Source organism: Pseudomonas sp. TH32 (genome assembly GCF_016650855.1).
Taxonomy (GTDB): Bacteria; Pseudomonadota; Gammaproteobacteria; order Pseudomonadales; family Pseudomonadaceae; genus Aquipseudomonas.
Genome location: NZ_JAEKFA010000002.1, coordinates 258,423 through 282,157, shown reverse-complemented (window position 1 = coordinate 282,157; position 23,735 = coordinate 258,423). Strand labels below are relative to the sequence as shown.

Annotated in this window: 16 protein-coding genes, 1 other RNA gene and 2 pseudogenes; 7 read left to right on the top strand and 12 right to left on the bottom strand. The window is 61.2% G+C overall.

The genetic code is table 11. The features are described from left to right. Positions 1–11 precede the first annotated feature (11 nt). From JFV30_RS04970 to JFV30_RS33560, 3 genes and pseudogenes are all read right to left on the bottom strand, one after another. On the bottom strand, positions 12–1,703 hold the full coding sequence (locus tag JFV30_RS04970) for a putative bifunctional diguanylate cyclase/phosphodiesterase (protein ID WP_201122206.1): 1,692 nt from the start codon (positions 1,701–1,703) through the stop codon (positions 12–14). An 18-nt stretch (positions 1,704–1,721) separates the two neighbouring features. Continuing rightward, positions 1,722–2,831: a methyl-accepting chemotaxis protein gene (locus JFV30_RS04965; RefSeq protein ID WP_446739871.1), complete on the bottom strand. Its 1,110-nt coding sequence runs from the start codon at positions 2,829–2,831 to the stop codon at positions 1,722–1,724. A 129-nt stretch (positions 2,832–2,960) separates the two neighbouring features. Further along, positions 2,961–3,437, bottom strand: a pseudogene (locus tag JFV30_RS33560) (PAS domain-containing protein); the annotation flags it as partial. Between the two features lie 310 nt (positions 3,438–3,747). Here JFV30_RS33560 and JFV30_RS04960 point away from each other — a divergent pair. Both JFV30_RS04960 and JFV30_RS04955 read left to right on the top strand, forming a co-directional pair. Further along, complete coding sequence (locus tag JFV30_RS04960; protein ID WP_003219061.1) at positions 3,748–4,062, top strand: helix-turn-helix domain-containing protein; 315 nt, start codon at positions 3,748–3,750, stop codon at positions 4,060–4,062. 147 nt (positions 4,063–4,209) lie between these two features. Continuing rightward, entirely contained in the window at positions 4,210–4,581 is a 372-nt protein-coding gene (locus tag JFV30_RS04955) for a VOC family protein (RefSeq protein ID WP_177045735.1), read from the top strand. Here JFV30_RS04955 and JFV30_RS04950 read toward each other — a convergent pair. Further along, positions 4,495–5,463 (bottom strand): DMT family transporter, encoded by a 969-nt coding sequence (locus tag JFV30_RS04950; protein WP_201122202.1) that lies wholly within the window; start codon positions 5,461–5,463, stop codon positions 4,495–4,497. The genes JFV30_RS04955 and JFV30_RS04950 overlap by 87 nt on opposite strands. Before the next feature lie 97 nt (positions 5,464–5,560). Between JFV30_RS04950 and JFV30_RS04945 the strand changes: the two genes are divergently transcribed. Both JFV30_RS04945 and JFV30_RS04940 read left to right on the top strand, forming a co-directional pair. Continuing rightward, positions 5,561–6,424, top strand: coding sequence for a LysR family transcriptional regulator (locus tag JFV30_RS04945; RefSeq protein WP_003219067.1), 864 nt, complete (start codon positions 5,561–5,563; stop codon positions 6,422–6,424). Positions 6,425–6,485: 61 nt separating this feature from the next. Then, a complete protein-coding gene (locus JFV30_RS04940; protein WP_201122200.1) occupies positions 6,486–7,397 on the top strand; it encodes a DUF2167 domain-containing protein in 912 nt (303 codons plus the stop codon). Between the two features lie 57 nt (positions 7,398–7,454). Here JFV30_RS04940 and JFV30_RS04935 read toward each other — a convergent pair whose 3' ends face one another. The 8 genes from JFV30_RS04935 to JFV30_RS04900 all read right to left on the bottom strand — a co-directional run bounded on the left by JFV30_RS04935 (position 7,455) and on the right by JFV30_RS04900 (position 18,649). After that, positions 7,455–8,066, bottom strand: coding sequence for a hypothetical protein (locus JFV30_RS04935; RefSeq protein ID WP_242487025.1), 612 nt, complete (start codon positions 8,064–8,066; stop codon positions 7,455–7,457). A 1-nt stretch (position 8,067) separates the two neighbouring features. After that, the gene (locus JFV30_RS04930) at positions 8,068–9,114 is read right to left on the bottom strand and encodes an N-acetylmuramidase family protein (protein ID WP_201122198.1); all 1,047 of its coding nucleotides are present in this window, start codon (positions 9,112–9,114) and stop codon (positions 8,068–8,070) included. A gap of 312 nt (positions 9,115–9,426) precedes the next feature. Next, an RNA gene (ffs, locus tag JFV30_RS04925) (signal recognition particle sRNA small type) lies at positions 9,427–9,523 on the bottom strand. Between the two features lie 112 nt (positions 9,524–9,635). Further along, a complete protein-coding gene (locus tag JFV30_RS04920) occupies positions 9,636–10,802 on the bottom strand; it encodes a zinc-binding metallopeptidase family protein (RefSeq protein WP_201122196.1) in 1,167 nt (388 codons plus the stop codon). A 138-nt stretch (positions 10,803–10,940) separates the two neighbouring features. Continuing rightward, a complete protein-coding gene (gene ligA, locus JFV30_RS04915; protein WP_201122194.1) occupies positions 10,941–13,301 on the bottom strand; it encodes an NAD-dependent DNA ligase LigA in 2,361 nt (786 codons plus the stop codon). A gap of 87 nt (positions 13,302–13,388) precedes the next feature. Then, positions 13,389–14,240 carry a cell division protein ZipA gene (gene zipA / locus JFV30_RS04910; protein WP_010176398.1) on the bottom strand — a complete coding sequence of 284 codons (852 nt, stop codon included), beginning with the start codon at positions 14,238–14,240 and terminating at the stop codon, positions 13,389–13,391. 258 nt (positions 14,241–14,498) lie between these two features. Then, the gene (gene smc / locus JFV30_RS04905) at positions 14,499–17,987 is read right to left on the bottom strand and encodes a chromosome segregation protein SMC (RefSeq protein ID WP_201122193.1); all 3,489 of its coding nucleotides are present in this window, start codon (positions 17,985–17,987) and stop codon (positions 14,499–14,501) included. A 2-nt stretch (positions 17,988–17,989) separates the two neighbouring features. Next, positions 17,990–18,649, bottom strand: a complete 660-nt coding sequence (locus JFV30_RS04900) for a GntR family transcriptional regulator (RefSeq protein ID WP_010176400.1) — start codon at positions 18,647–18,649, stop codon at positions 17,990–17,992. Positions 18,650–18,929: 280 nt separating this feature from the next. Here JFV30_RS04900 and xdhA point away from each other — a divergent pair, with 280 nt between their 5' ends. The 3 genes and pseudogenes from xdhA (at position 18,930) to xdhC (ending at position 23,735) form a co-directional block, all read left to right on the top strand. Further along, the gene (gene xdhA, locus JFV30_RS04895) at positions 18,930–20,378 is read left to right on the top strand and encodes a xanthine dehydrogenase small subunit (RefSeq protein WP_201122191.1); all 1,449 of its coding nucleotides are present in this window, start codon (positions 18,930–18,932) and stop codon (positions 20,376–20,378) included. After that, a pseudogene (gene xdhB / locus JFV30_RS04890) lies at positions 20,371–22,769 on the top strand (xanthine dehydrogenase molybdopterin binding subunit). The gene xdhA and the pseudogene xdhB overlap by 8 nt, the downstream one beginning before the upstream one ends. A gap of 123 nt (positions 22,770–22,892) precedes the next feature. Beyond that, positions 22,893–23,735 (top strand): xanthine dehydrogenase accessory protein XdhC, encoded by an 843-nt coding sequence (xdhC, locus tag JFV30_RS04885; protein WP_201122189.1) that lies wholly within the window; start codon positions 22,893–22,895, stop codon positions 23,733–23,735.

The window sequence follows — 23,735 nt, the reverse complement described above, 5'->3', positions numbered from 1 at the left end:
CACAGTAAACATCACTCGAGCTTTTGCCACTGCAGCGGCGGCGCAAACCCTTCAACCCAACCCGGCACCTCCACCGCCGGCATCGGCCGGGCGATGAAATAGCCCTGGGCCACTTCGCAACCCATGCGCATCAATAGCTGCCCGTGCTCCAGGGTCTCCAGGCCCTCGGCGATCACTTCGCGGCCAAACGCCCGGGCGAGGCCGATCACGGCCTTGGTCAGCGCCAGGTCGTCCTTGTCGTGCAGGATGTCGCGCACGAACGACTTGTCGATCTTGATGGTCTGGGTCGGCAGCCGCTTGAGGTAGCTGAGGGACGAATAGCCGGTGCCAAAATCATCCAGGGAAAACTGCACGCCCAGGGCCTGGCAGGCTTCCAGGTGCTGGGTGACGCGCTGGATATTGTCGATGGCCACCGACTCGGCGATCTCCAGGTCCAGCCGGTGCGGCTCCACCTGCGGATAGTGCGCAAGCAAGTCTTGCAGCCGCTCGACAAAATCCTCGCGCTGGAAATGCCGCGCCGCGATATTCACGCTCACCGACCACCAGTGCCCATGCACCTGCCACTGGTGCATCTGACGCAACACCTGGTCGATCACCCATTCGCCGATGTCGACAATCAGGTCGGTCTGCTCGATCAGCGGCAGGAAGTCCCCCGGCGTCACCAGGCCACGCTCGGGGTGCTGCCAGCGCAATAACGCTTCAAACCCCACCACCGTGCCGCAGCGCAAGTTGACCTTGGGCTGGTAGTGCAGGCACAACTGCCCCGCCGCCAGGGCCTGGCGAATCTGCTCCACCGTCTGGTGGCTGGCTTTGACCTCTTGCTCCAGGGACACATCAAACAACTGGTAACGGTTGCGCCCGCTCTGCTTGGCCACGTACATCGCCTGGTCGGCATGACGCAGCAAGGTGTCGGCGTCTTCGTCATCCAGGGGAAACAGCGTGACGCCGATGCTGGCGAACACGTTAAGCTCGGCACCCTGGATCGAGTACGGCTCGGAAATCGCCTTGAGGATGCGCAGCAAGGCACCGTTGAGCTCATCGATATCACGCACGTAACGCAGGATCAGCACAAACTCATCACCGGCGAGCCGCGCGACCACGTCCTCGCCGCGAATAATCTCCCGCAACCGCGTAGCCACCTCCACCAACAGCAAATCGCCGCAGGCATGCCCATACCCGTCGTTGACCGCCTTGAAGCCGTCCAGGTCGAGCATGCACAACGCCAGCGGGATGTCTTCGTTGCGGGAGAATTCGAGGGACTGGTTAAGCAACTCGGACAGGTAGGCACGGTTTGGCAAGCCGGTCAGCACATCGTGGCCGACCCGCCATTGCAGGGTGTGCAGCAGTTGACGCTTTTCGCTGACATCAAAGCGGATCGACACGTACTTCTGCACGCGCCCGGTCTGCTCATCGAGCAGCGGCACCATGGTGCTGTCGACCCAATACAATGTCCCATCCTTGGCCCGGTTGCAGATTTCCCCACGCCACACCCGGCCTTCGCTGATGGCCTGCCACATGCCCTGGAAAAACGCCGCAGGGTGCAGCCCGGAACTGAGGATCCGGTGGTTTTGGCCCAGCAACTCGTCACGCCCGTAGCCGGACATGCCGCAGAACTGGTCATTGACGTAAGTGATGCAGCCCGCCAGGTCAGTCTCGGAGAAAATGGCGGCTGCATCCACGGCCCTGCGGTATTTCTCGTCCATGAGTCAGGCTCACTGTGGCTAGCGGTTGAACCGCTCGACCAGGGCGCGCAACCCGGAAGAGATGCTTTCGAGTTCCCTGCCACGGGTGACTGCAGCGTTGGCATTGCCCGCTGTCTTTTGCACCGTGGCGGCGACGTTATTGATCTGGTGTGACACTTCCTCGGCGACGTGGGATTGTTCCTGTGAAGCAGCAGCCATTTGCTGACTCATGTCGGTAATACGTTCCACCGCGTGGCGAATGCCTTGCAGCGCCTGTTGCGCCTCAAGCACTTGCTGCACGCCCTGCTCGGCTTCGTGAATGCCCAGGCTTGCGATCTCGACCGCCTCATCGGCACCGGCCCGCAGGTTCTGGATAATGCCCTGGATCTGCTGGGTCGATTCCCGCGTCTTGCCCGCCAGTGCACGCACCTCGTCGGCCACCACCGCAAAGCCGCGGCCTTGCTCGCCGGCGCGGGCCGCTTCAATGGCCGCGTTGAGCGCCAGCAGGTTGGTCTGGTCGGCGATTGCCTGGATCATGCTCGCAGCCACCTGGATCTGCTGGGTCTGCCCGGCCAGGTTGCCTACGGCCTGGTTGATCTGGGTGACGGTGCCGGCCAGCAACTGGATCGCCTCACGGGAAGTACCGGCCACCTGGCTGCCCTGTTCGGCGAGGGTGTTGGCGGTGTGGGCTTCGCTGGCGGTTTGTTGCACGTGCACCGCCACTTCGGCGATGGACGCGGCCATCTCGGTCATGGCGGCGGCGGTCATGTCGGTCTCGGCACGCTGTTCCAGCAGCGCCGATTCGGTGGTACTCGACAGCACACTGGAGTGAGCGGCGGCTTCGGCCATCTGGTTGGCCAGGTCGCTGAGTCGGGTAAGCGCGGTTTTCAGCCGCGCCTCTTCGCTGATCAGGATCATTTCCAACTGCGCGGTCGGGCCCAGCGCATCGCTGTAGGTCATGGCGCTGATAGGGTCGGAAAAGGTATTGGGCGTGTTCTGCACAATCCGCTTGAGCTGCAGTCCCAAGCGTTGATGGCCCCAGATGCCGACACCGAGAAACAAACCGGCAGTCAACGCCTGGGCCCACACACCTGGAGCCCATTGGAAGGCGGCGAGGCTGGCCACGGCGGCGGCCAATGGCAAGGCCATGGCCCGGGCGATCGACGCCAGGCGCCGCACTGGCGCGACCGCCGCACCACCGGCCTGCAAACGTGCGTACAGCGCCTCTGCGCGCCGCACCTGTTCGCGGGTGGGCTTGACCCGCACCGACTCGTAGCCGGTCAGGCGCCCGTCTTCGAGAATCGGCGTCACATAGGCGCTGACCCAATAATAGTTGCCGTTCTTGCAGCGGTTCTTCACCACGCCCATCCAGCTCTGCCCGGCCTTGAGGTAGCTCCACATCAGCTGGAACACGGCGGGCGGCATGTCCGGGTGGCGCACCAGGTTGTGGGTGCTGCCGATCAGCTCGGCCTGGGTAAAGCCGCTCATAGCAGCAAACTCGGCGTTGCAGTAGGTAATGTGGCTGTTGACGTCAGTCGCGGAAATTAGCCGTTGCTGCTCCCCAAAAGTCTGTTCAACAGCAGTGACCGGCAAATTGAGACGCACGTTAAAGCTCCATGGACAGCATTCGATCGCTCTCTGGACCACCGGGTAGGCAGGACAGGTGGATTCGTATTTCCAGTCGGGCTGCGCCGTCGATCGGCTGGTTGGCCGCAAAGGTACGCAAACCCACGATTTTGCACAGCAATTCACCATCCATTCAGTGATGATCAACTAGGCTTTAATTCGGGTATCCGGCACGTGAGGCGCAATGATGCGTGGCACTGACGAGCGACATTTCGGTCCCTGCCAAGCGACCGTTTTAGGGGCACATTTATGAGAGTAAGGAGAAAGCAATGATTTCCTGTTTCATAAACCTGCCTTCTGAAACGAGACCACCAAATACTTGTCCTAGATGCCGATTCTACGAATTACATCACATTTTGCAAGAAAAGGTGATGGTACGTGCGGTTGTCTAATTTTAAGATTTATCGTTAAGTTCTTGATTCTAAATGGGAATTGAGCGATGCACATTTCAAGTTTGGGTCCGGCCATCAGACGTTACCGCAAGGTCGCAGGGCTTACTCAGGCTGAACTAGGTGAAAAAACCGGTTTTGACCCTAAAACCATCAGCCGCTTCGAAACCGGCACCTATACACCCAGCGTCGAGGCTCTGTTCTTGTTCGCAGAGGCGCTGGGAGTGAAGCTGAAAGTCTTTTTCGCAGACCTGGTCGACGAGGAGGAACAGCGCGCTTATCTGTTCGGTGTCATTCATAAAGCCACCCCGAAGGATCTGGGAAAGCTGATCGCAGCGGTAGACCAGGCCTTGTCCAAGCCTTAGAGCTCGTAACACAAGTGCACGCAATAAAAAGAGCAGACAGCGAGACTGTCTGCTCTTTGCTGGATGACTCCTGACATGAACTGACAGGACAGCCCCTTAGACTAGGGACTGAGCCGCGCCATTGCTGCGCCATTCCAGGGAGTCATCATGAATAGCATTGCCCATTACTTTTTGTTGTACGTCGACAGCCCGGCCACCAGTGCCAACCTCTATAGCCGCCTGCTGGACAAGCCGCCCGTGGAACTGGGGCCGACCTTTGCCCTGTTCATCCTCGACAACGGCGTAAAGCTCGGCCTGTGGTCGCGCCATACCGTGGAGCCCGCGGCCCAGGCCACGGTCGGCGGTGGCGAAGTGGGATTCTGCGTCGCGGATGTAGCAACGGTCGATGAACTGCACGCGCGCTGGGCGGACCTGGGGCTGAGCATCATCCAGTCACCGGTCGAGGCGGACTTCGGCTACACCTTTGTCGCCCAGGATCCCGACGGTCACCGGCTGCGGGTGTTCACCGTGAACCCGTAGCGGCTTGCGGCGCCAGCGCCCTTCCAGGCTGATGGCGCCGACACTGGCCAGCACGATCAGGCCACCCAGCACCACGCGCAGCGAAACCTGCTCGCCCAGCAGCGTGGCGGCCATCACCATCGCCACGGGCGGCACCAGGTACAACGCCACCGAAGCGCGGCTGACCTCGACATGCCGCAACACATAGGCCCACGCCAGGTAAGCCATGGCGCTGGGGAACACGCCGAGCAGCAACACCGCTAAATCGGCTTGCATGGATGCCTGCGACACCACCGCCGGCAACCCCGGCAAATAGACACACAGCAGCAAGGTGCCCGACCACACCGTGTAGCACACGGTGGTCAGCGGGCTGTAGCGCCGGGAATAGTGTTTCTGAAGGGTGAAGTAGAGGCTCCACGACAGCGCCGCCACCAGGATCATCAAGCCACGGGGGTCGATCTCGCCCAGACCATGCTCGCCCCAGATCACCACCAGCACCCCGCTCAACCCCAGCAGCACGCACCCCCAGCGCCAACCGGTGACGCGCTCCTTCAACCCGAAAAACGCCACCAGCACCGTAAACAGCGGAACCGACTGCGCCAGCACACTGGACGCGGCAGCCGTGACAAATTGCTGGCCGAAGTTGATGGTCAGGTGGTGCAGGAAAATCCCGAAGAATCCCAGCACCAACAGCCACGGCAAGTCCCGCAGGCGTGGCCGCTCGATCCTCATGACCAATGCCACGCCGGCCATCAATACCGAAGCAATCAAGAACCGCCCCAAGGCTAACTGGCCCGGGCTGTAGCTGTGCAAGGCCATATGCACACCAATCGGCGAATACGCCCAACAGAGGATGACGCTGGCAGTGACTAGCGTAAGCTTTACAGGTGACGGGGCATTCATGAACGGCGTCCAGCAGTGGGAATGCCGTCAGTCTTGGCCCCGCCAAGACGCAGGACAATTAACCGTTTCTGACTTCTGCAATCACTGGAACTGAGCGATGGAACTGGCCCAACTGAAAATGGTGAAAGCCGTGGCGCAAACCGGCAGCGTGGCCCAGGCCGCCCTGCAATTGCACTGCGTGCCGTCCAACATCACCACGCGCATCAAGCAGCTGGAAAGCGAGTTGGGCACCCCGCTGTTCATTCGTGCCGGGCGCGGGCTGGCGATCAGTGCGGCCGGCGAAGTGTTTCTCGACTACTGCGAACGCATCCTGGCGTTAGTGGAAGAGTCCAAGCGCGCCGTCGACAGCAACGCGATTCCCCGCGGCAAACTGCGCATCGGCGCGGTGGAGTCCAGCGCCAGTGGCCGGTTGCCGCCGTTGTTGGCCGAATACCATCGACGTTATCCACAGGTGGAGCTGGAACTGGTAACCGGCGCCTGGGCTCAGCTACTCGATGACCTGCAACACCACCGCATCGATGCCGCGCTGGTGGCCGCCGGCGGCAAACGCCCGAAGCTCGAACAAAGCGTGGTCTACAGCGAGCGCCTGGTGCTGATCACCAGCGCTTCCAGCGCACCAATCGAGGATGCCCGAGACCTGGCCGGCCGCACCTTGCTGGTCTGGCCGCCCGGCTGCCCGTACCGCGCCGCCCTGGAAAACTGGCTCAAGCCCCACGACATCAAGCCGGCCATCGCCAGCTATGCCAGTTGGGGCACGATCATTGGCTGCGTCAGCGCGGGGATTGGCGTGGCACTGGCGCCGGAAGGCATCCTGGCGCGCTACGAGCAGGCCAACCAATTGACGTCCTATCGTTTTGACGAATTGGCGGCGGTGGACAACCTGCTGTTCTGGCACAAGGACACCCAGCGCCACTTGGCGCGGGACGCCTTTGCCGGGCTGCTGCGGGAAACATTCGGCTAACCCGTTGCAACATGTTTCAGTTATCCTGCCGCGAAATTAATTCAAATTGTAAGGGACTACCATGAATTACTTCCGCCTAGTGTTGGCGGCGGCCGCTCTGAGCCTGCCTGTCGCACCCGCTTTTGCCGCCCCCAAGCCGGCGCCTGTTGAAGCCACCGCCCCCGCCGAAGCTCCCGAAACCGCCGAACACTTTCTGGCTTCTCTCAAGCAGAAGACCGGCACGGTCACCCTGCCCGGCGACATTGCGACCCTCAAGCTCAACGATGAGTTCTACTACCTCGACCCCGCAGACACCGAGCGCCTGTTGACCGATGGCTGGGGCAACCCACCGGGCTTCAAGACCCTGGGCATGATCGTGCCGAAAGCCGTCAGCCCCTTGTCGGAGCGCGGCTGGGGCGTGATCGTCAGCTACAAGGCCGACGGGCACATTTCGGACGAAGACGCCGCGAAAATCGACTACACCGAACTGCTCAAGCAAATGCAGGAAGAAGACGTCGAAGACAACAAGGCGCGCCAGAAACAGGGTTACGCCGGCCTGCACCTGCTGGGCTGGGCCGAGCCGCCGCACTATGACGACACCACCCACAAGATGTACTGGGCCCGCGAACTGAAGGCCGACGACGCCAAGCAGACCACCCTCAACTACAGCATCCGCGTGCTGGGCCGTGAAGGCGTGCTGGAACTCAACGCCGTCGCCGGGATGTCCGACCTGGCCACCATCAAGCAGGAACTGCCCAAGGTCCTGGCCTTTACCAACTTCACCGATGGCAACCTGTACACCGACTTCAACCCGAAGACCGACAAACTCGCGACCTACGGCCTCGCGGCACTGGTTGCCGGCGGGATCGCCGCCAAGGCCGGGCTGTTCGCCAAGATCGGCATCTTCCTGCTGGCGGCGAAGAAATTCCTGGTAGTCGGCGTCGTGGCGCTGTTCGCCGTCATCCGCAAACTGTTCAACCGCAACAAGGCCTGATTCGCCGGCGTAAAAAAGCCGCGGCGTGCCTGGCACACCGCGGCTCACAGAACGACTTCAGCTTTTCGCAGGGGCCAGCCTGGCGTATTGGTCCTGGCTGATCCAGCCTTTGGAAGAGCGGCCCTCGCCATTGATGTACTCCACCTGGGCCCAGCCATCCTTGAACGCCAGCACCGCGACCACATCGTCCTTGACCACGTAGGCACGATGATTGGCCTTGGCGTCCGGGGTTTTCTGCAGGAAGGCCTTGTCGGCCGAGACAGTGACCAGGCCAATCCACTTTTTGGCAGCCGTCTGGGTCAGGTCCAGGCCGGTGGCAATTTCGGGCATCAACACGCTGATACAGCCGGGGTGTTCGCGGCCCTTCTCCACGGTCAGCGTCACACCGTCCGAGGACGCAGCGACGGTTCCCGGATACGCCGCATCCAGCCACGTGGACACCGACGCCTTCGCGCCATCGACCTTGCCCTGCAAATAGAACGTGCACGTGCGGGTCACACCCTCGCCCATCTCCTCAGAATAAAAACCTTCCACCTGATGCTCAGGCGTAACGGCCAGCATCAGCCCTTCGTACTTGCCCGAGTGCAGCGTGGCGGCAAATGCAGGCGTTCCGACCACACACACGAAAGAGGCAACCCACAACCGGGACAGGCAATGTTTGAACGGCATACTATTTTTTCCCTTCAAGTGCTTCGTAGGCTTTTTTGATGCGTTGGTCATAGTCGCCATAATCCTTGCCGTTATAGTTCAGCGCCATGGCGGCGTAATCCTTGTTCTTCATGGCCTTGACCAGTGCCGGGCTCTGGCTGCAAAAACCGAGGAAGGCCTTTAGTTGATGCCCGGCATTAATCTTCATCGCCACCACGAATTCAAACACCGTTTTATAACCGCATGCCGTGAAGTTGGAGCCCATTATCTGAAACATGCCCCAGGAGGCCGACTTCAAGGCCGCTTCCTGATCCAGTGCAAAGGCGGTGGCCATGGTTTCCCAGGCCTTGGTCTGGTCCTTGTTATTGGCCTTCCACTGGGGCCCGGCCTTCTTCACGTAGGGGTACGACAACAGCGGGTGGGTCTGATCGTATTTCTGATGGGTGTACTTGCGAAAGTGGTGCCCTTCAAAGGCGATCACCGGCAACTTGGCCGGCCCAAAGCCGGAGCGCCCGCCTGACTCCACCGTGGCGAAGGCCTTGATGATATTGACGGATATGCCGTTACCCAACTGCGTGGCGGCGTTCTGGAAGTCCGTGTCCGTCAGCGTCGTCCCGCCGTCGCACGTGGCCTGGAGCATCATCTGCCGGTTGCGCCGCTCGGCCTCGATCATCGCCCGCATGCGGTCCAGGTAATTATTGACGGTCGCCTGGACCATGTCGGAACTGGTGTTGCCGAACACATTCAGGAAAGTCGGAATGCGCAGGGTCGGGTGCGACTTGACGGGCACCTTCACCGCCTCTTCGATCAGGCTATTGAAAGTGCGCCCGGTGGGGTCGATAACACCATCCGGGTGAGCGTACTTGAGGTAGCGGAACTGATACTGGCTGATGCACTGCACCAGTTGGCCGTCGCACTTGCCGTTTTCGGCCAGGGGAAAACCCAACTTGGGAATGATCAAGTTGAACAAGTACTGGACGCACTGAACGTCGGCGGGCAAGTTGCGGGCTTTGCCCGGCGCCCCGACGGAAGCGCTGATGAGAGTAGGCAACCCTTGCAGGCTTTTCATTACCGACATCCTTGTTAGTTGGGGTGAATGAGCCCTAAAGCGCCATCACTTTAATATCATCCATGTGCCGTCGACATATTTAGAAATATGTCGCTGGCGCAAACTAACAAGGCGAAATTGGGTTGTCCAGAGTGGATTCTTGAAGTTGTGAAAGGGCACTCACAGTGTTTTTTCGATAGCGATTGCTTTGCGGCGGGTGAGCGCTTTGCCAACGGACGAACAGCAGAAATCGCTTCGCACTTGACGATTGTCAGCGAAGGGTCTCATAAGCGTATTTTTTTGAATCAAGGAGGGGTGGCGTTATGGAGGCAACCCCACCAGCCACACCCCGGCACACAATGTTCCCGCTGTGGCTGCTGCCTTCCGGCTCTGATCAGGTTCACGGGTAATCGTTGCGGGGGGACCGATGGGGTCACCATAACGACGCTCGCCTCTCGGCAAGCGGGGCCATTGTACCGATCTCATCGGAAGTTACAACCGTTCGCGTGGGATTAAAAATATGAAGGGCTTCAAGCACTTGCCTATTGGGCCTGGAGCACCTCATCCGCCCTGCCGCCCTCTTGCTGGATCACCAGGTGAATGAAGTGCAGCTTGGCAATCACCGCCGGCGGCAGGACGAACGGATAGAAATCCGGCTGGCCCATGCTGCGGGACAGTTCGTTGAGCATGCCGGCCAGTTCGATCCAGGCATTGACGAATGACAGGAACGCCGCGCCGCCGGGATGTTCAGGGTCATACAGCGTGCTGACGGGAAACGGCTGGTAATCCAGGTCCATTTCGCGGGCGCTCATGCCGAAGCCCAGCGCAGTGTCGACGGCGTCCATCATGTGCAGGTAATGCGCCCAGGTTTCCGCCCAGTCTTCCCAGGGGTGCATGGTGGCGTAGGCGCTGACGCAGGTTTGCTGCCAGTCCGGGCGCGGGCCGTTCTGGTAGTGCTGTTCAAGGGCGTCGGCGTAGCTGGCGCGCTCGTCACCGAACAACGTGCGGAATGGCTCCAGCCAGTGGCTGTTGGCGATCAGGCGGTCCCAGTAGTAGTGGCCGACCTCATGGCGAAAATGCCCGAGCAAGGTGCGGTAAGGCTCGCGCATCTGCACACGGATTTTTTCGCGGTGGGCGTCGTCGGCTTCCTTGATGTCGAGGGTGATCAGGCCATTGGCGTGGCCGGTGGTGGGCGCGTTGCCTTCCAGGTCGATGCCGACGAAATCGAAGGCCAGGCCGGTGTCTTCATCGACGGTCTTGGGGATGACCTGCAAACCCAGGCTGATCAGTTGCGCGACCAGACGGCGCTTGGCGGTTTCGACCTTGCGCCAGCGCTCGGGGTTTTCAGGGATCGACAGGTCGGGGATGGTGCGGTTCAGGCTGCAGGCTACGCACAAGGCCTGGCCGCTGTCGGAAGGCACCAGCCAGTTGCAGGCAGCCGGGCTGTCGAGGTTGGCACAGCGGCGAAAGGCGCCAGCTTCAGGGTCGGCGTCCAGCAGCCACGTGTCGGCGTATGGGCCAGGCTGCAACGATGTCAGCCGACTCTGCTCCGGCTGGTAACCCAGCAGCGCCGAACAGGCCAGGCACTGGCTGTTGCGAAAGAACAGCGACTGCCCACAGCGGCACTGCCAGACCTTGCTGTTGCGCGAGGTCTCGGCCATGAACGGTGCGGCAATGCGCGAACTGAGTTGTTCGAAGAAGCGGTACATGGCGATCTCTCCCTGGGCTGCCCAAGACTAGATCATTTCCTTCCGATGATCGTTCCCACGATTTGTAGGAGCCGGCTTGCCGGCGATGGCGATCTTGAAAACGCCATCGCCGGCAAGCCGGCTCCTACAGGATGAGCGTCAGGCAACGGTTATGCCGTGCTGGGCGAGGAACGCGACGAACGCCTCTTCATCCAGCACTTTCAAACCCAACTCACTGGCCTTGGCCAGCTTCGAGCCGGCGCCCGGCCCGGCCACCACGCAATGGGTTTTCGCCGACACCGAGCCCGCCACCTTGGCGCCGAGGCTTTCGAGTTTTTCCTTGGCGACATCACGGCTCATCAGCTCCAGGGAGCCGGTGAGCACCCAGGTGTGACCGGCCTCGGGCAAGCCTTCGACGACCTTCTTCTCGCTCTGCCAGTGCATGCCGAAGTCCTTGAGCTGCTGCTCGATGGCCAGCGCACGATTAGCGTTTTCTTCGATGTCGAAGAAATCCCGTACGGCCTTGGCCTGCTTCTCCGGCAACGCCTGGCGCATGTCGAGCCAATCGGCCTTGATCACGCCTTCCAGGGAGCCAAACTTGTCTGCCAGCTTCTGCGCCGCACCCGGGCCTACGGACGGCACGTGCAGCTTGTCGAGCAAGCCACCCAGCGTGGTGCTGGCCGCGAATTCGGCGCTGAGCTCGCCCTGCTCCTGCAACTCCAGGCCGCACTCCTCCTTGGAGATCAAGGCCCCGATCACTTCCTGGTTATGGCTGTCTTCAAAGAAGCTGTGAATCTCGTGGGCCACTTCCAGGCCGACGTCCGGCAAGTACGTCAGCACTTCCGGCAAGGCCTGCTGCACGCGCTCCAGGGACGCCAGCGAGCGCGCCAGCACCTTGGCGGTCTCCTCGCCTACATCGGGAATGCCGAGGGCGTAGATAAACCGTGCGAGGGTTGGCGTCCTGCTGTTTTCAATGGCGGTGATCAGCTTCTTGCTGGAAACGTCGGCAAAGCCTTCCAGGTCGATGATCTGTTCGTACTTGAGCTTGTAGAGGTCTGCCGGCGAGCCGATCAGCTTCTCGTCCACCAGTTGCTCGATGGTCTTGTCGCCCAGGCCATCAATGTCCATGGCGCGGCGCGAAACGAAATGGATGATCGCCTGCTTGAGCTGCGCACCGCAGGCCAGGCGCCCGACGCAGCGATACACCGCGCCTTCGCTGACGGTCTCCTTGCCCTTGCTGCGCTTGACCAGTTGCGTGCGCTCCACGTGGGAACCGCACACCGGGCAGCTCTCGGGGATCTGCACCGCGCGGGCGTTTTCCGGGCGACGCTCGGTGACCACCGAGACCACCTGGGGGATCACATCACCGGCACGGCGGATGATCACGGTGTCGCCGATCATCAAGCCCAGGCGCGCCACTTCGTCCATGTTGTGCAGGGTTGCGTTGGACACAGTCACACCGGCGACCTTGACCGGTTTCAAGCGCGCCACCGGCGTTACCGCGCCGGTGCGGCCGACCTGGAATTCAACGTCCAGCAGTTCGGTCAGCTCCTCCATGGCCGGGAATTTGTGAGCGATTGCCCAGCGTGGTTCGCGGGCACGGAAGCCCAGTTCCCGTTGGTAGGCAATGCTGTTGACCTTGAACACCACACCGTCGATTTCATACGGCAAGGCATTCCGGCGCTCACCGATATCGCGGTAGTAGTCGAGGCAATCCTGAATCCCCTTGGCCAGCTTCAGCTCATGGCTGATGGGCATGCCCCACTGCTTCAGCTGTTGCAGATTGCCGATGTGGGTGTCGCTGATATCCGTGGTCACTCCGTAGCAGCAGAATTCCAGCGGACGGCTGGCGGTGATCTTCGAATCCAGCTGGCGCAGGCTGCCCGCCGCCGCATTGCGCGGGTTGGCGAAAGTCTTGCCGCCGACTTCCAGTTGCGTGGCGTTCAGCCGTTCGAAACCGGCCTTGGACATGAACACTTCGCCGCGCACTTCCAGGGTCGCTGGCCAGCCGCGGCCCTGCAGCTTGAGGGGAATATTGCGCACGGTGCGCACGTTGACGCTGATGTCTTCACCGGTGGTGCCATCGCCGCGCGTGGCGCCACGCACCAGTTCACCGTCCTGATACAGCAGGCTGACCGCCAGACCATCGAGCTTCGGCTCGCAGCTGTATTCCACTGCCGCGCCACCGCCAAACAGGTCGCCTGCCGGCAGGTCCAGGCCTTCGGTCACCCGGCGATCGAACTCCAGCATGGTGCTTTCATCGAAGGCGTTGCCCAGGCTGAGCATCGGGATTTCGTGACGCACCTGAGTGAATGCAGACAATGCCGCACTGCCGACCCGCTGCGTCGGTGAATCACGGGTGACCAGGTCCGGGTGCTCGGCTTCCAGGGCCTTGAGCTCGTGGAACAACCGGTCGTACTCGGCGTCCGGGATGCTCGGTTCGTCGAGGACGTGGTAACGGTAGTTGTGCTGATCCAGTTCAGCGCGCAGTTCGAGGATGCGGGTGTGGGCGGCGGTCATGGGTGTTCTCTCATAAAGCAAAAGAGCAGCCGAAGCTGCTCAATATGTTAGTGCATGGATTCTACAGGCAACGCTTAAGCTTGAACCTCAGCGCTTCTGTGTCAGGGCGCGACGCTCGAACTCGACGATGCGCTGACGGTAATGCTCGATGGTCTGGGCGGTCAGGACGCTGCGTTGATCGTCCTTGAGTTCGCCGTTGAGTTCCTGGGACAGCTTGCGGGCGGCGGCCACCATCACGTCGAACGCTTGTTTCGGGTGACGCGGGCCTGGCAGACCGAGGAAGAAACTCACCGCCGGGGTGCTGAAATGGTCGATGTCGTCCAGATCAAAGATGCCCGGCTTGACCGCGTTGGCCATGGAGAACAGGACTTCACCGTTGCCGGCCATGCTTTCGTGGCGGTGGAAAATATCCATCTCGCCAAAACGCAGGCCGCTTTCCAGAATATTCTGCAGCAAGGCCGGGCCCTTGAAGCCGGCGGCGTCACGGCAGATCACGCTGATCACCAGCACCTCTTCGGCAGCCGGTTGGTCCTTGACGGATTCTTTATGGGCGCTCTTGGTCGGTGCTTCATCCGGGAAGTCATCGTCACGGCTGCTGAAACTCGGGCCTTCGTCCAGGTCCAGGTTCAGGTCGCCCTGAGCGGGTTCGCTGGCCGCAGCACGCTTGCCGCGCTTGGGCTCGCGGGCTTCACGCACCGGTGCGCTCATCGACGGCAGGTCGTGCTCGTCCAGTTGCGGCTCTTTATGGTTATCCAGGACACGCGGTGGCCCCAGCAGCTCGGCGCTGCCGTCGTCGTCCGGCAAATTGGACAGGTTGCGGTCCAGGCGGAATTTCAACTTGCCCTTGCCGCCGCGCATCCGGCGCCAGCCATCAAAAAGAATACCGGCAATGACAATAATGCCGATGACGATCAGCCACTCGCGCAGACCGATTTCCATGTAATCCCGTGCCTCTAATAAAAAATGCTGAAAAATAAGGGGTTTAGCACCGTGCAAACCGCTTTAAAACGTGGCGCCAACTCTATGTTCTGAATGACGTTTTGCCCACGCATACGAAAATTTGACATTAAACTAGCACGACCAAAGATAACTTTACACCGTCTGTCAAAATGCCTTGAACAAATATGTCCATTTGCCACTTTTCCCAGACCGGTAAATCACCTTACGTCCTGCTGAAAATCCTCCTTCGAGTGCGACTCAGGATTCCACCAGCGCCATCGCCTCTTCGACATCCACCGCCACCAACCGCGAACAGCCCGGCTCGTGCATCGTCACGCCCATCAACTGATCGGCCATTTCCATGGCGATCTTGTTGTGGGTGATATAGATGAACTGCACCGTCTGGGACATCTCTTTAACCAGTCGGGCATACCGTCCAACGTTAGCGTCATCCAGCGGGGCGTCAACTTCGTCGAGCATGCAGAACGGCGCCGGGTTCAACTTGAAGATCGCAAATACCAGGGCCAATGCCGTCAGTGCCTTCTCGCCACCGGACAACAAATGGATGGTGCTGTTCTTCTTGCCCGGAGGCCGCGCCATGATCGTTACCCCTGTATCGAGTAGATCTTCGCCCGTCAGTTCCAAGTAAGCGCTGCCACCACCGAAAACTTTCGGGAATAACGCCTGTAAACCGCCATTAATCTGATCAAAGGTATCTTTGAAGCGATTACGGGTTTCCTTGTCGATCTTGCGGATCACGTTTTCCAGGGTGTCCAGGGCTTCGACAAGGTCGGCGTTCTGCGCATCCAGGTAACGTTTGCGTTCGGACTGCTGCTGGTACTCGTCGATGGCGGCGAGGTTGATTGCGCCGAGGCGTTGAATGCGCGCGGCAATCCGTTCAAGTTCTTCTTCGGCTTCTTTCTCGTTGGCCTCGGCGGTCAGCGTATTGAGCACGCCGTGCAGGTCGTAGCCGTCTTCCAGCAACTGGTCTTGCAGGGTTTTGCGGCGCACGGTCAGGGCCTGCCATTCCATGCGCTGTTGTTCGAGTTGGCCACGGATCAGTTGCGACTGCTGCTCGGCCTGGGTCCGGCGTTTTTCGGCGTCGCGCAGTTCGCGGTCGGCGTCTTCCAGGGCGATTTGTGCAGTCTTGAGTTCTTCGTCGACGGTCATGCGCTTGTCGAGCAACTCTTCGAGCTTCAGGCGCAGCTCTTCCAGCGGGGCTTCGCCCTCCTCCAGGTTGAGGCTCAGTTGCTCGCGCTTTTCGGTCAGGCGTTCGGACTGCATCTCGAGACGCTCAAGGGCCTGGCGCGTGGAGTCATGTTGCGCACGCAGGGAACCGAGGCGCACGGCCAATTGATGGGCGTGATCCTTGTGCTGGCGGGCTTCCTGGCGCACCCGGTCGAGGCGCTCGCGCAGGCTGTCGCGCTGGGCCAGCAGCAACTCGCGCTGCTCGGTGTCCAGGGCCATGCTGTCGAGGGCTTCCTGCAATTGCAGGCGCGCTTCGCCGACTTGTTCGTGTTCAAGGGCGCGTTGCTCGCCCATCTCCGCCACTTCTTCGTCGAGACGAGTACGGCGCAGGGTCAGTTGCTCGACCTTGGCCTTGCTCGCCGAGAGCTGGGCTTTCAATTCGCCTTGCTGGCGCGCTTCGTCCTGCAACAGGCGGCGCAAGTGTTCGCGGCCGGTCTCTTGCTGGCGCTGGGTGGCGCGCAGGGTTTGCAGCTGGTTTTCCAGGGACTCAAGCGTCGCTTCGCGCTCTTCGCGCTCGGCGGTCAGGTTGACGATTTCCTGGCCACGGGCCAGAACACCGCTTTCCGCTTCGCTGGCGCGACGCACCCGCAGGAAGTGCCGGCCAACCCAGAAGCCGTCGCGGCTGATCAGGCTTTGCCCCGCCGCCAATTGGCCGCGCTGGGCCAGGGCCTGCTCAAGGCTGTCCACCGGTTTGACCTGGCCCAGCCAGGGCGACAGATCAATCGCCGCCTCGACCTTGTCCAGCAGGCTGCCCGGCACACGGGTGCCGTCCGCCGCCGGGCTGAGCAAGCGCAGATCGCCCTGGGCAAACCCCGCCAGGTCGAAGCCGCCAAAATCATCCACCAGCACCGCTTGCAGGTCGGCGCCGAGCACGGTTTCCACCGCCAGCTCCCAACCGGCTTCAACCTTCAAGCCTTCGGCCAGGCGCGGGCGCTCGGCCAGGTGTTGATCGCGCAGCCATTCCGCCGTGCCGGTGCCCGGGTCGAGCGCCGCTTGCTGCAAGGCTTCCAGGGAGGCCAGCCGGCCGTTGAGCCGCTGCAAATCGCCCTGGGCCTGCTGCTGTGCCTGGGTCGCCTGCTGCAGTTGCTGACGCAATTGCTCCAGGCGCTCCACTTGTTGTTCTTCGCTGGCTTCCAGCTCTTCCAGCGTCATTTCGCTTTCGGCCAGCTTCTCGCTCAACTCCAGGATCGCCGCGTCTTCCGGGTCGGCGGCGAGCAGCACACGCTCTTCCACCAAACGCCGCTGACGCTCGGCCAGACGCTCCATGCTGGTTTCCAGTTGCTGGATGCGCGACTGCTGCACCTCAGCCTGGCGGCGGGGCTCGGCGGATTGCAGGTTGAAAGTGTCCCACTGCTCCTGCCAGCCGTGCATGGTGGTTTCGGATTCTTCAAGGGCTGCAGCGGCTTCTTCAGCGGCAGCGCTGGTGACTTCCTGCTCGGGGGTGAGCATGTCCAGCTCTTCCCCAAGGGTCAGCAGCAGGGTGCGGTCGTGGCCCAGGTGGGACTCGGTTTCCAGGCGTGCGCGTTCGGCTTCTTTGAGGTCATCCTGCAATTGGCGCAAACGTTGTTGACCGTGCTGGATGCTCTGCTCGACCCGGGCGATATCGCCGCCCACCGAATAGAAACGCCCCTGCACCAGATTGAAGCGCTCGGACAGGTCATGGTGACCGTCCCGCAGGCGCTCGATACTGGCGTCGGCATTGCGCTGTTCGGCCACCAGGGCCTCAAAGCTGATTTCCTGGGTGCCGATAATCGCTTCGCGCTGGCCCACTTGATCGTTCAATGCCTGCCAGCGCAGGGCCGACAGTTGCGCCTTGAGCTGGCGCTCTTCGCCCTTGTATTCCTGATACTTCTCTGCGGCCTGGGCCTGGCGGTGCAGGCGCTCCAACTGGCGCTCCAGCTCTTCACGCAGGTCGGTCAGGCGGGCGAGGTTTTCATGGGTACGGCGGATGCGGTTTTCAGTCTCGCGGCGACGCTCCTTGTACTTGGAGATACCGGCCGCTTCTTCGATAAAGTTACGCAGGTCTTCCGGCTTGGCTTCGATCAGCTTGGAGATCATGCCCTGCTCGATGATCGAGTAGCTGCGCGGGCCCAGGCCGGTGCCGAGGAAAATGTCGGTAATGTCCCGGCGGCGGCACTTGGTGCCGTTGAGGAAGTAGCTGTTCTGGCTGTCGCGGGTGACTTTACGACGGATGGAAATTTCCGCGTAGGCCGCGTACTCGCCCACCAGGGTACCGTCGGAGTTATCAAATACCAGTTCGATGCTGGCCTGGCTCACCGGCTTGCGGCTGGTGGAGCCATTGAAGATGACGTCGGTCATCGACTCGCCACGCAGGTTTTTCGCGGAGCTCTCGCCCATCACCCAGCGTACGGCGTCGATGATGTTCGACTTGCCGCAGCCATTGGGCCCCACCACTGCCGCCATGTTACTGGGGAAGTTCACCGTGGTCGGGTCGACGAAGGATTTGAACCCCGCCAGTTTGATGCACTTGAGCCGCACGCTTAGGCGTCCGCCAACGCAGCGATGACCAGCGAGCAGCTGCGCTCGCCGTAAGCCGAGAGCACCTGGCGAATCTGCGGCAGGTCACGGGCCAGCACGGCGGCGAGCAATTGCTCAAACAGCACCAGGTACTCGCTCATGGACGCCTTGCGTTGATCCAGCGCCAGGTAATAGGCGCGGTTCATCGCCGGCTGCAGGTTCTCGACGGTCTCCTGCAAATACGGATTGTTGGCGAACGGATAGGCGGCGCGCATCACGTTGAAGCTTTCTTCGACGAAGGCGCGGATGTCCTGGCGTTCGAAGCTGGCGATCAGGCGCTGCTGGATTTGCACGAACGGCGCCATGTCGGCCTGGGTCTGCCAGCCGGCGGCGACCGCGTTGCCCAGCAGGATGTACAGCTCGCCCATCAGCGTGCACAGGCTCTGCACCTTGTGGGCAGTCAGCTCGGTGACATGGGCGCCACGGCGCGGCAGGATCGCGATCAAGTGCCGGCGCTCAAGGATCAGCAAGGCTTCGCGCACGGAGCCACGGCTGACATTGAGCGCCAGTGTGACCTTCTGCTCCTGGATCCGCTCCCCAGGCTTGAGGTCGCCGCGAATGATACGTTCGGCGAGGTGGTGAGCGATTTGCTCGGCAAGACTATCCGGCGCCTTGAACGTCATGTTTTCCCTTCAAAATCGTCTATCGGTACAAGCGCGGCAGTGTAGCGCAAATGCCCGCTGATGGCGCTGGGCCCACAAACCAGAATTTGGCATGAAATAAGCAGCCGTTAAAGTCCAGAAGCCCCCAAAAACGGCGGTTCCAGAGAACTGGACCATAATTAAAGATGTTGAGATCGCATTTTCTTGACCTTTCGGTCAGAAAATCGTTGACCGAAAAGTCAGACATGACTAGATTCGGCGCAAAGCGGTTAACAACAATAATGAGTCTGCGAGGCCTTCCGTGATCCAGTTTTTACTAAACCAGGAGCTCCGTAGCGAGCACGCCCTGGACCCGAACCTGACCGTGCTCAACTATTTGCGTGAGCACCTGGGCAAATCCGGCACCAAGGAAGGCTGCGCCAGCGGCGACTGTGGCGCCTGCACCGTGGTGGTCGGCGAGTTGCACACCGACGATCAGGGCGCGGAGCAGATTCGCTATCGCAGCCTCAACTCGTGCCTGACCTTTGTCTCGTCCCTGCACGGCAAACAACTGATCAGCGTCGAAGACCTCAAGCACCAGGGCCAACTCCACAGCGTGCAACAAGCCATGGTGGAGTGCCACGGTTCGCAATGCGGCTTCTGCACCCCGGGCTTTGTGATGTCACTGTTCGCCCTGCAGAAGAACAGTGATGCACCCGACAGCCAGAAAGCCCATGAAGCCCTGGCCGGCAACCTCTGCCGCTGCACCGGCTATCGCCCGATTCTCGCGGCTGCCGAACAGGCCTGCTGCAACAAACCCCAAGACCAGTTCGACAGCCGCCAGGCCGAGACGATCGCCCGCCTGAAAGCCATCGCCCCGACGCAAACCGGTGAACTGAACAGCGGCGACAAACGTTGCCTGGTGCCGTTGACCGTCGCCGACCTGGCCGACCTTTACGACGCGTACCCACAAGCCCGGCTGTTGGCGGGCGGCACCGACCTGGCGCTGGAAGTCACCCAGTTCCACCGCATGCTGCCGGTGATGATCTACGTCGGCAATATCGAAGAAATGAAGCGCATCGAAAGCTTCGACGACCGCCTGGAGATCGGCGCGGCCACGTCGCTGTCCGATTGCTACACGGCCCTCAATAACGAATACCCGGACTTCGGCGAATTGCTCCACCGTTTCGCCTCGCTGCAGATCCGCAACCAGGGCACCCTGGGCGGCAATATCGGCAACGCCTCGCCCATCGGTGACTCGCCGCCGTTGCTGATCGCCCTCGGTGCGCAGATCGTGCTGTGCAAGGGCAACACCCGCCGCACCCTGGCCCTGGAAGACTACTTCATCGACTACCGTGTCACTGCGCGTCAGGACAGCGAATTCATCGAAAAAATCATCGTGCCCAAAGGTGTGCCGCTGTTCCGTGCCTACAAGGTGTCCAAGCGCCTGGACGATGACATTTCCGCAGTCTGCGCCGCCTTTAACCTGAAGATCGATAACGGCGTTATCAGCGACGCCCGGGTTGCGTTCGGTGGCATGGCCGCCACCCCGAAACGTGCGAAGAATTGCGAAGCGGTGCTGAGGGGTGCCACCTGGAATTCCGCCACCGTGGAAAAAGCCTGCGCTGCGCTGGCCGAAGATTTCACCCCGCTGTCGGACTTCCGTGCGAGCAAGGAATACCGCCTGCTCAGCGCACAGAACCTGCTGCGCAAATACTTCATCGAACTGCAAACGCCGCACATCGAGACTCGGGTGACCGCTTATGTCTAACCATCATGCCGTGGAAAAATCCCAGGCCGAACTCGCCGAACTGTTTGCCAAGGACCTGACCAGCGGAGTCGGTCGCAGCGTCAAGCACGACAGCGCCGCCAAGCACGTCTCGGGCGAGGCGCAGTACATCGATGACCGCCTGGAATTCCCCAGCCAGTTGCACCTGTATGCACGCATGTCGGACCGCGCCCACGCGAAGATCATCAGCATCGACACTGCGCCCTGCTACGCCTTCGACGGCGTGCGCATCGTCATCACCCACGAAGACGTTCCGGGCCTGAAAGACATCGGCCCGCTGATGCCCGGCGACCCGCTGCTGGCCATCGACACCGTGCAGTTTGTCGGCCAGGTGGTGCTGGCGGTTGCCGCCCGCGACCTGGAAACCGCGCGCAAAGCTGCCATGGCCGCCGTGATCGAATACGAAGACCTGGAGCCGGTGCTGGACGTGGTCGAGGCGTTTCGCAAAAAGCATTTCGTGCTGGACAGCCATACGCACCAACGGGGTGATTCCGCCGGCGCGCTGGCGACCGCAAAAATCGTATCCAGGGCACCCTGCACATCGGTGGCCAGGAACACTTCTACCTGGAAACCCAAATCTCCTCGGTGATGCCTACCGAAGACGGCGGCATGATCGTCTACTGCTCTACGCAAAACCCCACCGAAGTGCAGAAGTTGGTGGCTGAAGTACTCGACGTGTCCATGAACAAAATCGTCGTCGACATGCGCCGCATGGGCGGTGGTTTTGGCGGCAAGGAAACCCAGGCGGCCAGCCCGGCGTGCCTGTGCGCGGTGGTCGCACGCCTCACCGGCCAGCCGACCAAAATGCGCCTGCCGCGGGTCGAAGACATGCTGATGACCGGCAAGCGCCACCCGTTCTATATCGAGTACGACGTGGGCTTCGACGACACCGGCCGCCTGCACGGTATCAATCTGGACCTGGCGGGCAACTGTGGCTGCTCACCGGACCTGTCGAACTCGATTGTCGACCGTGCCATGTTCCACTCCGACAACTCGTATTACCTGGGCGATGCCACGGTCAACGGTCACCGCTGCAAGACCAACACCGCGTCCAATACGGCTTACCGTGGCTTCGGCGGGCCCCAGGGCATGGTCGCCATCGAGGAAGTGATGGACGCCATTGCGCGCCACCTTGCGCTCGATCCGCTGGCCGTGCGCAAAGCCAACTACTACGGCAAGACCGAGCGCAACGTCACCCACTACTACCAGACCGTCGAGCACAACATGCTCGAAGAGATGACCGCCGAACTCGAACACAGCAGCCAGTATGCCGAGCGCCGCGAAGCGATCCGTCGCTACAACGCCAACAGCCCGATCCTGAAAAAAGGCCTGGCGCTGACCCCGGTGAAATTCGGGATTTCGTTCACCGCCAGTTTCCTCAACCAGGCCGGTGCGCTGATCCACATCTACACCGATGGCAGCATCCACCTGAACCACGGCGGCACCGAGATGGGCCAGGGCTTGAACATCAAGGTCGCGCAAGTGGTGGCCGAGATATTCCAGGTGGAAATCGACCGCGTACAGATCACCGCCACCAACACCGACAAGGTGCCGAACACCTCGCCGACGGCCGCTTCCAGCGGTGCCGACTTGAACGGCAAGGCCGCGCAGAATGCCGCCGAAACCATCAAGCAACGCCTGGTGGAATTTGCCGCGCGCAAGTATGAAGTCAGCGAGGCCGACGTTGAGTTCCACAACGGGCATGTGCGGGTTCGCGATCATATCCTGACGTTTGAGGCGCTGATCCAGCAGGCGTATTTCGCCCAGGTGTCGCTGTCGAGCACCGGCTTCTACAAGACTCCGAAAATCTTCTACGACCGTAGCCAGGCACGCGGTCGGCCGTTCTACTACTTCGCGTTCGGCGCGGCCTGTTGCGAAGTGATCGTCGACACCCTGACCGGCGAATACAAAATGCTGCGCACCGACATCCTGCACGACGTGGGTGCCTCGCTGAACCCGGCCATCGACATCGGCCAGGTCGAAGGCGGCTTCATCCAGGGCATGGGCTGGCTGACCATGGAAGAGCTGGTCTGGAATAACAAGGGCAAGCTGATGACCAACGGCCCGGCCAGCTACAAGATCCCCGCCGTGGCCGACATGCCGCTGGACCTGCGGGTGAAGCTGGTGGAAAACCGCAAGAACCCGGAAGACACGGTGTTCCATTCCAAGGCCGTGGGTGAGCCGCCGTTCATGCTCGGCATCGCCTCGTGGTGTGCGATCAAGGATGCCGTGGCGAGCCTGGGTGACTATCGCCATCAGCCGAAGATTGATGCACCGGCGACTCCGGAGCGGGTGTTGTGGGGCTGTGAGCAGATGCGCCAACTGACCGCCGCAAAAGCTGTGGAAACCGAAACCGAGCTGGCTTCGCTCTAGACCGAGGCGCTGCCATCGCGGGCAAGCCCGGCTCCCACATTTTGATGTGTGAACCCGATCAAATGTGGGAGCTGGCTTGCCTGCGATAGCGGTCGAACTGACAACAGAGATGCTGAGGTAAACATGAACAACTGGATCAGCGCCCTCGCCGACCTGCAGAACCAGGGTGAACCCTGCGTGCTGGTGACCATCATCGAAGAGCTTGGCTCCACGCCACGCAATGCCGGCTCGAAGATGGTCATCAGTGCCGCCCACACGTTCGACACCATCGGTGGCGGGCACCTGGAATACAAGGCCATGCAGATCGCCCGGGACATGCTCGTACGCGGCCAGCAGAACACCCACCTGGAGCGCTTCAGCCTCGGCGCCAGCCTGGGCCAGTGCTGCGGCGGCGTGACGGTCTTGTTGTTCGAACCGATGGGCCAGGTGCAGGCGCAGATCGCGGTGTTCGGCGCCGGCCACGTGGGCCGCGCGCTGGTGCCGTTGCTGGCCAGCCTGCCGTGCCGGGTGCGCTGGATCGATTCCAGGGAACAGGAATTCCCGGAACACTTCCCTCAGGGCGTGCGTAAAATCGTCAGCGAAGAGCCGGTGGATGAAATCGACAACTTGCCTGTGGGCAGTTACTGCATCGTCATGACCCACAACCACGCCCTGGACCTGGAACTGACCGCCGCCCTGCTCAAGCGCAATGACTTCACCTACTTCGGCCTGATCGGTTCGAAGACCAAGCGCGTCAAGTTCGAACACCGCCTGCGGGATCGCGGTTTCGACACCGCGCAACTGCAACGCATGCATTGCCCGATGGGGCTGACTGAGGTCAAAGGCAAATTGCCTGTGGAAATCGCCATCTCCATCGCCGGCGAAATCATCGCCACCTACAACGCCAACTTCGGCCAGCACACTGCGAGCGCCGAACCCATTGCCAAACTGCTGCCGGTTTCACGCCGCAGCCAAGCGACTAACTGA

What these genes read in the sequence shown, in the direction of transcription:
- JFV30_RS04940 (WP_201122200.1), top strand. Translation starts at nt 6,486, where the DNA reads ATGAATTACTTCCGCCTAGTGTTGGCGGCGGCCGCTCTGAGCCTGCCT.
- JFV30_RS04935 (WP_242487025.1), bottom strand. Translation starts at nt 8,066, where the DNA reads ATGCCGTTCAAACATTGCCTGTCCCGGTTGTGGGTTGCCTCTTTCGTG.
- zipA (WP_010176398.1), bottom strand. Translation starts at nt 14,240, where the DNA reads ATGGAAATCGGTCTGCGCGAGTGGCTGATCGTCATCGGCATTATTGTC.
- JFV30_RS04965 (WP_446739871.1), bottom strand. Translation starts at nt 2,831, where the DNA reads ATGGCCTTGCCATTGGCCGCCGCCGTGGCCAGCCTCGCCGCCTTCCAA.
- JFV30_RS04920 (WP_201122196.1), bottom strand. Translation starts at nt 10,802, where the DNA reads ATGTACCGCTTCTTCGAACAACTCAGTTCGCGCATTGCCGCACCGTTC.
- JFV30_RS04960 (WP_003219061.1), top strand. Translation starts at nt 3,748, where the DNA reads ATGCACATTTCAAGTTTGGGTCCGGCCATCAGACGTTACCGCAAGGTC.
- xdhC (WP_201122189.1), top strand. Translation starts at nt 22,893, where the DNA reads ATGAACAACTGGATCAGCGCCCTCGCCGACCTGCAGAACCAGGGTGAA.
- JFV30_RS04900 (WP_010176400.1), bottom strand. Translation starts at nt 18,649, where the DNA reads ATGACGTTCAAGGCGCCGGATAGTCTTGCCGAGCAAATCGCTCACCAC.
- JFV30_RS04970 (WP_201122206.1), bottom strand. Translation starts at nt 1,703, where the DNA reads ATGGACGAGAAATACCGCAGGGCCGTGGATGCAGCCGCCATTTTCTCC.
- JFV30_RS04930 (WP_201122198.1), bottom strand. Translation starts at nt 9,114, where the DNA reads ATGAAAAGCCTGCAAGGGTTGCCTACTCTCATCAGCGCTTCCGTCGGG.
- JFV30_RS04945 (WP_003219067.1), top strand. Translation starts at nt 5,561, where the DNA reads ATGGAACTGGCCCAACTGAAAATGGTGAAAGCCGTGGCGCAAACCGGC.
- ligA (WP_201122194.1), bottom strand. Translation starts at nt 13,301, where the DNA reads ATGACCGCCGCCCACACCCGCATCCTCGAACTGCGCGCTGAACTGGAT.
- JFV30_RS04950 (WP_201122202.1), bottom strand. Translation starts at nt 5,463, where the DNA reads ATGAATGCCCCGTCACCTGTAAAGCTTACGCTAGTCACTGCCAGCGTC.
- JFV30_RS04955 (WP_177045735.1), top strand. Translation starts at nt 4,210, where the DNA reads ATGAATAGCATTGCCCATTACTTTTTGTTGTACGTCGACAGCCCGGCC.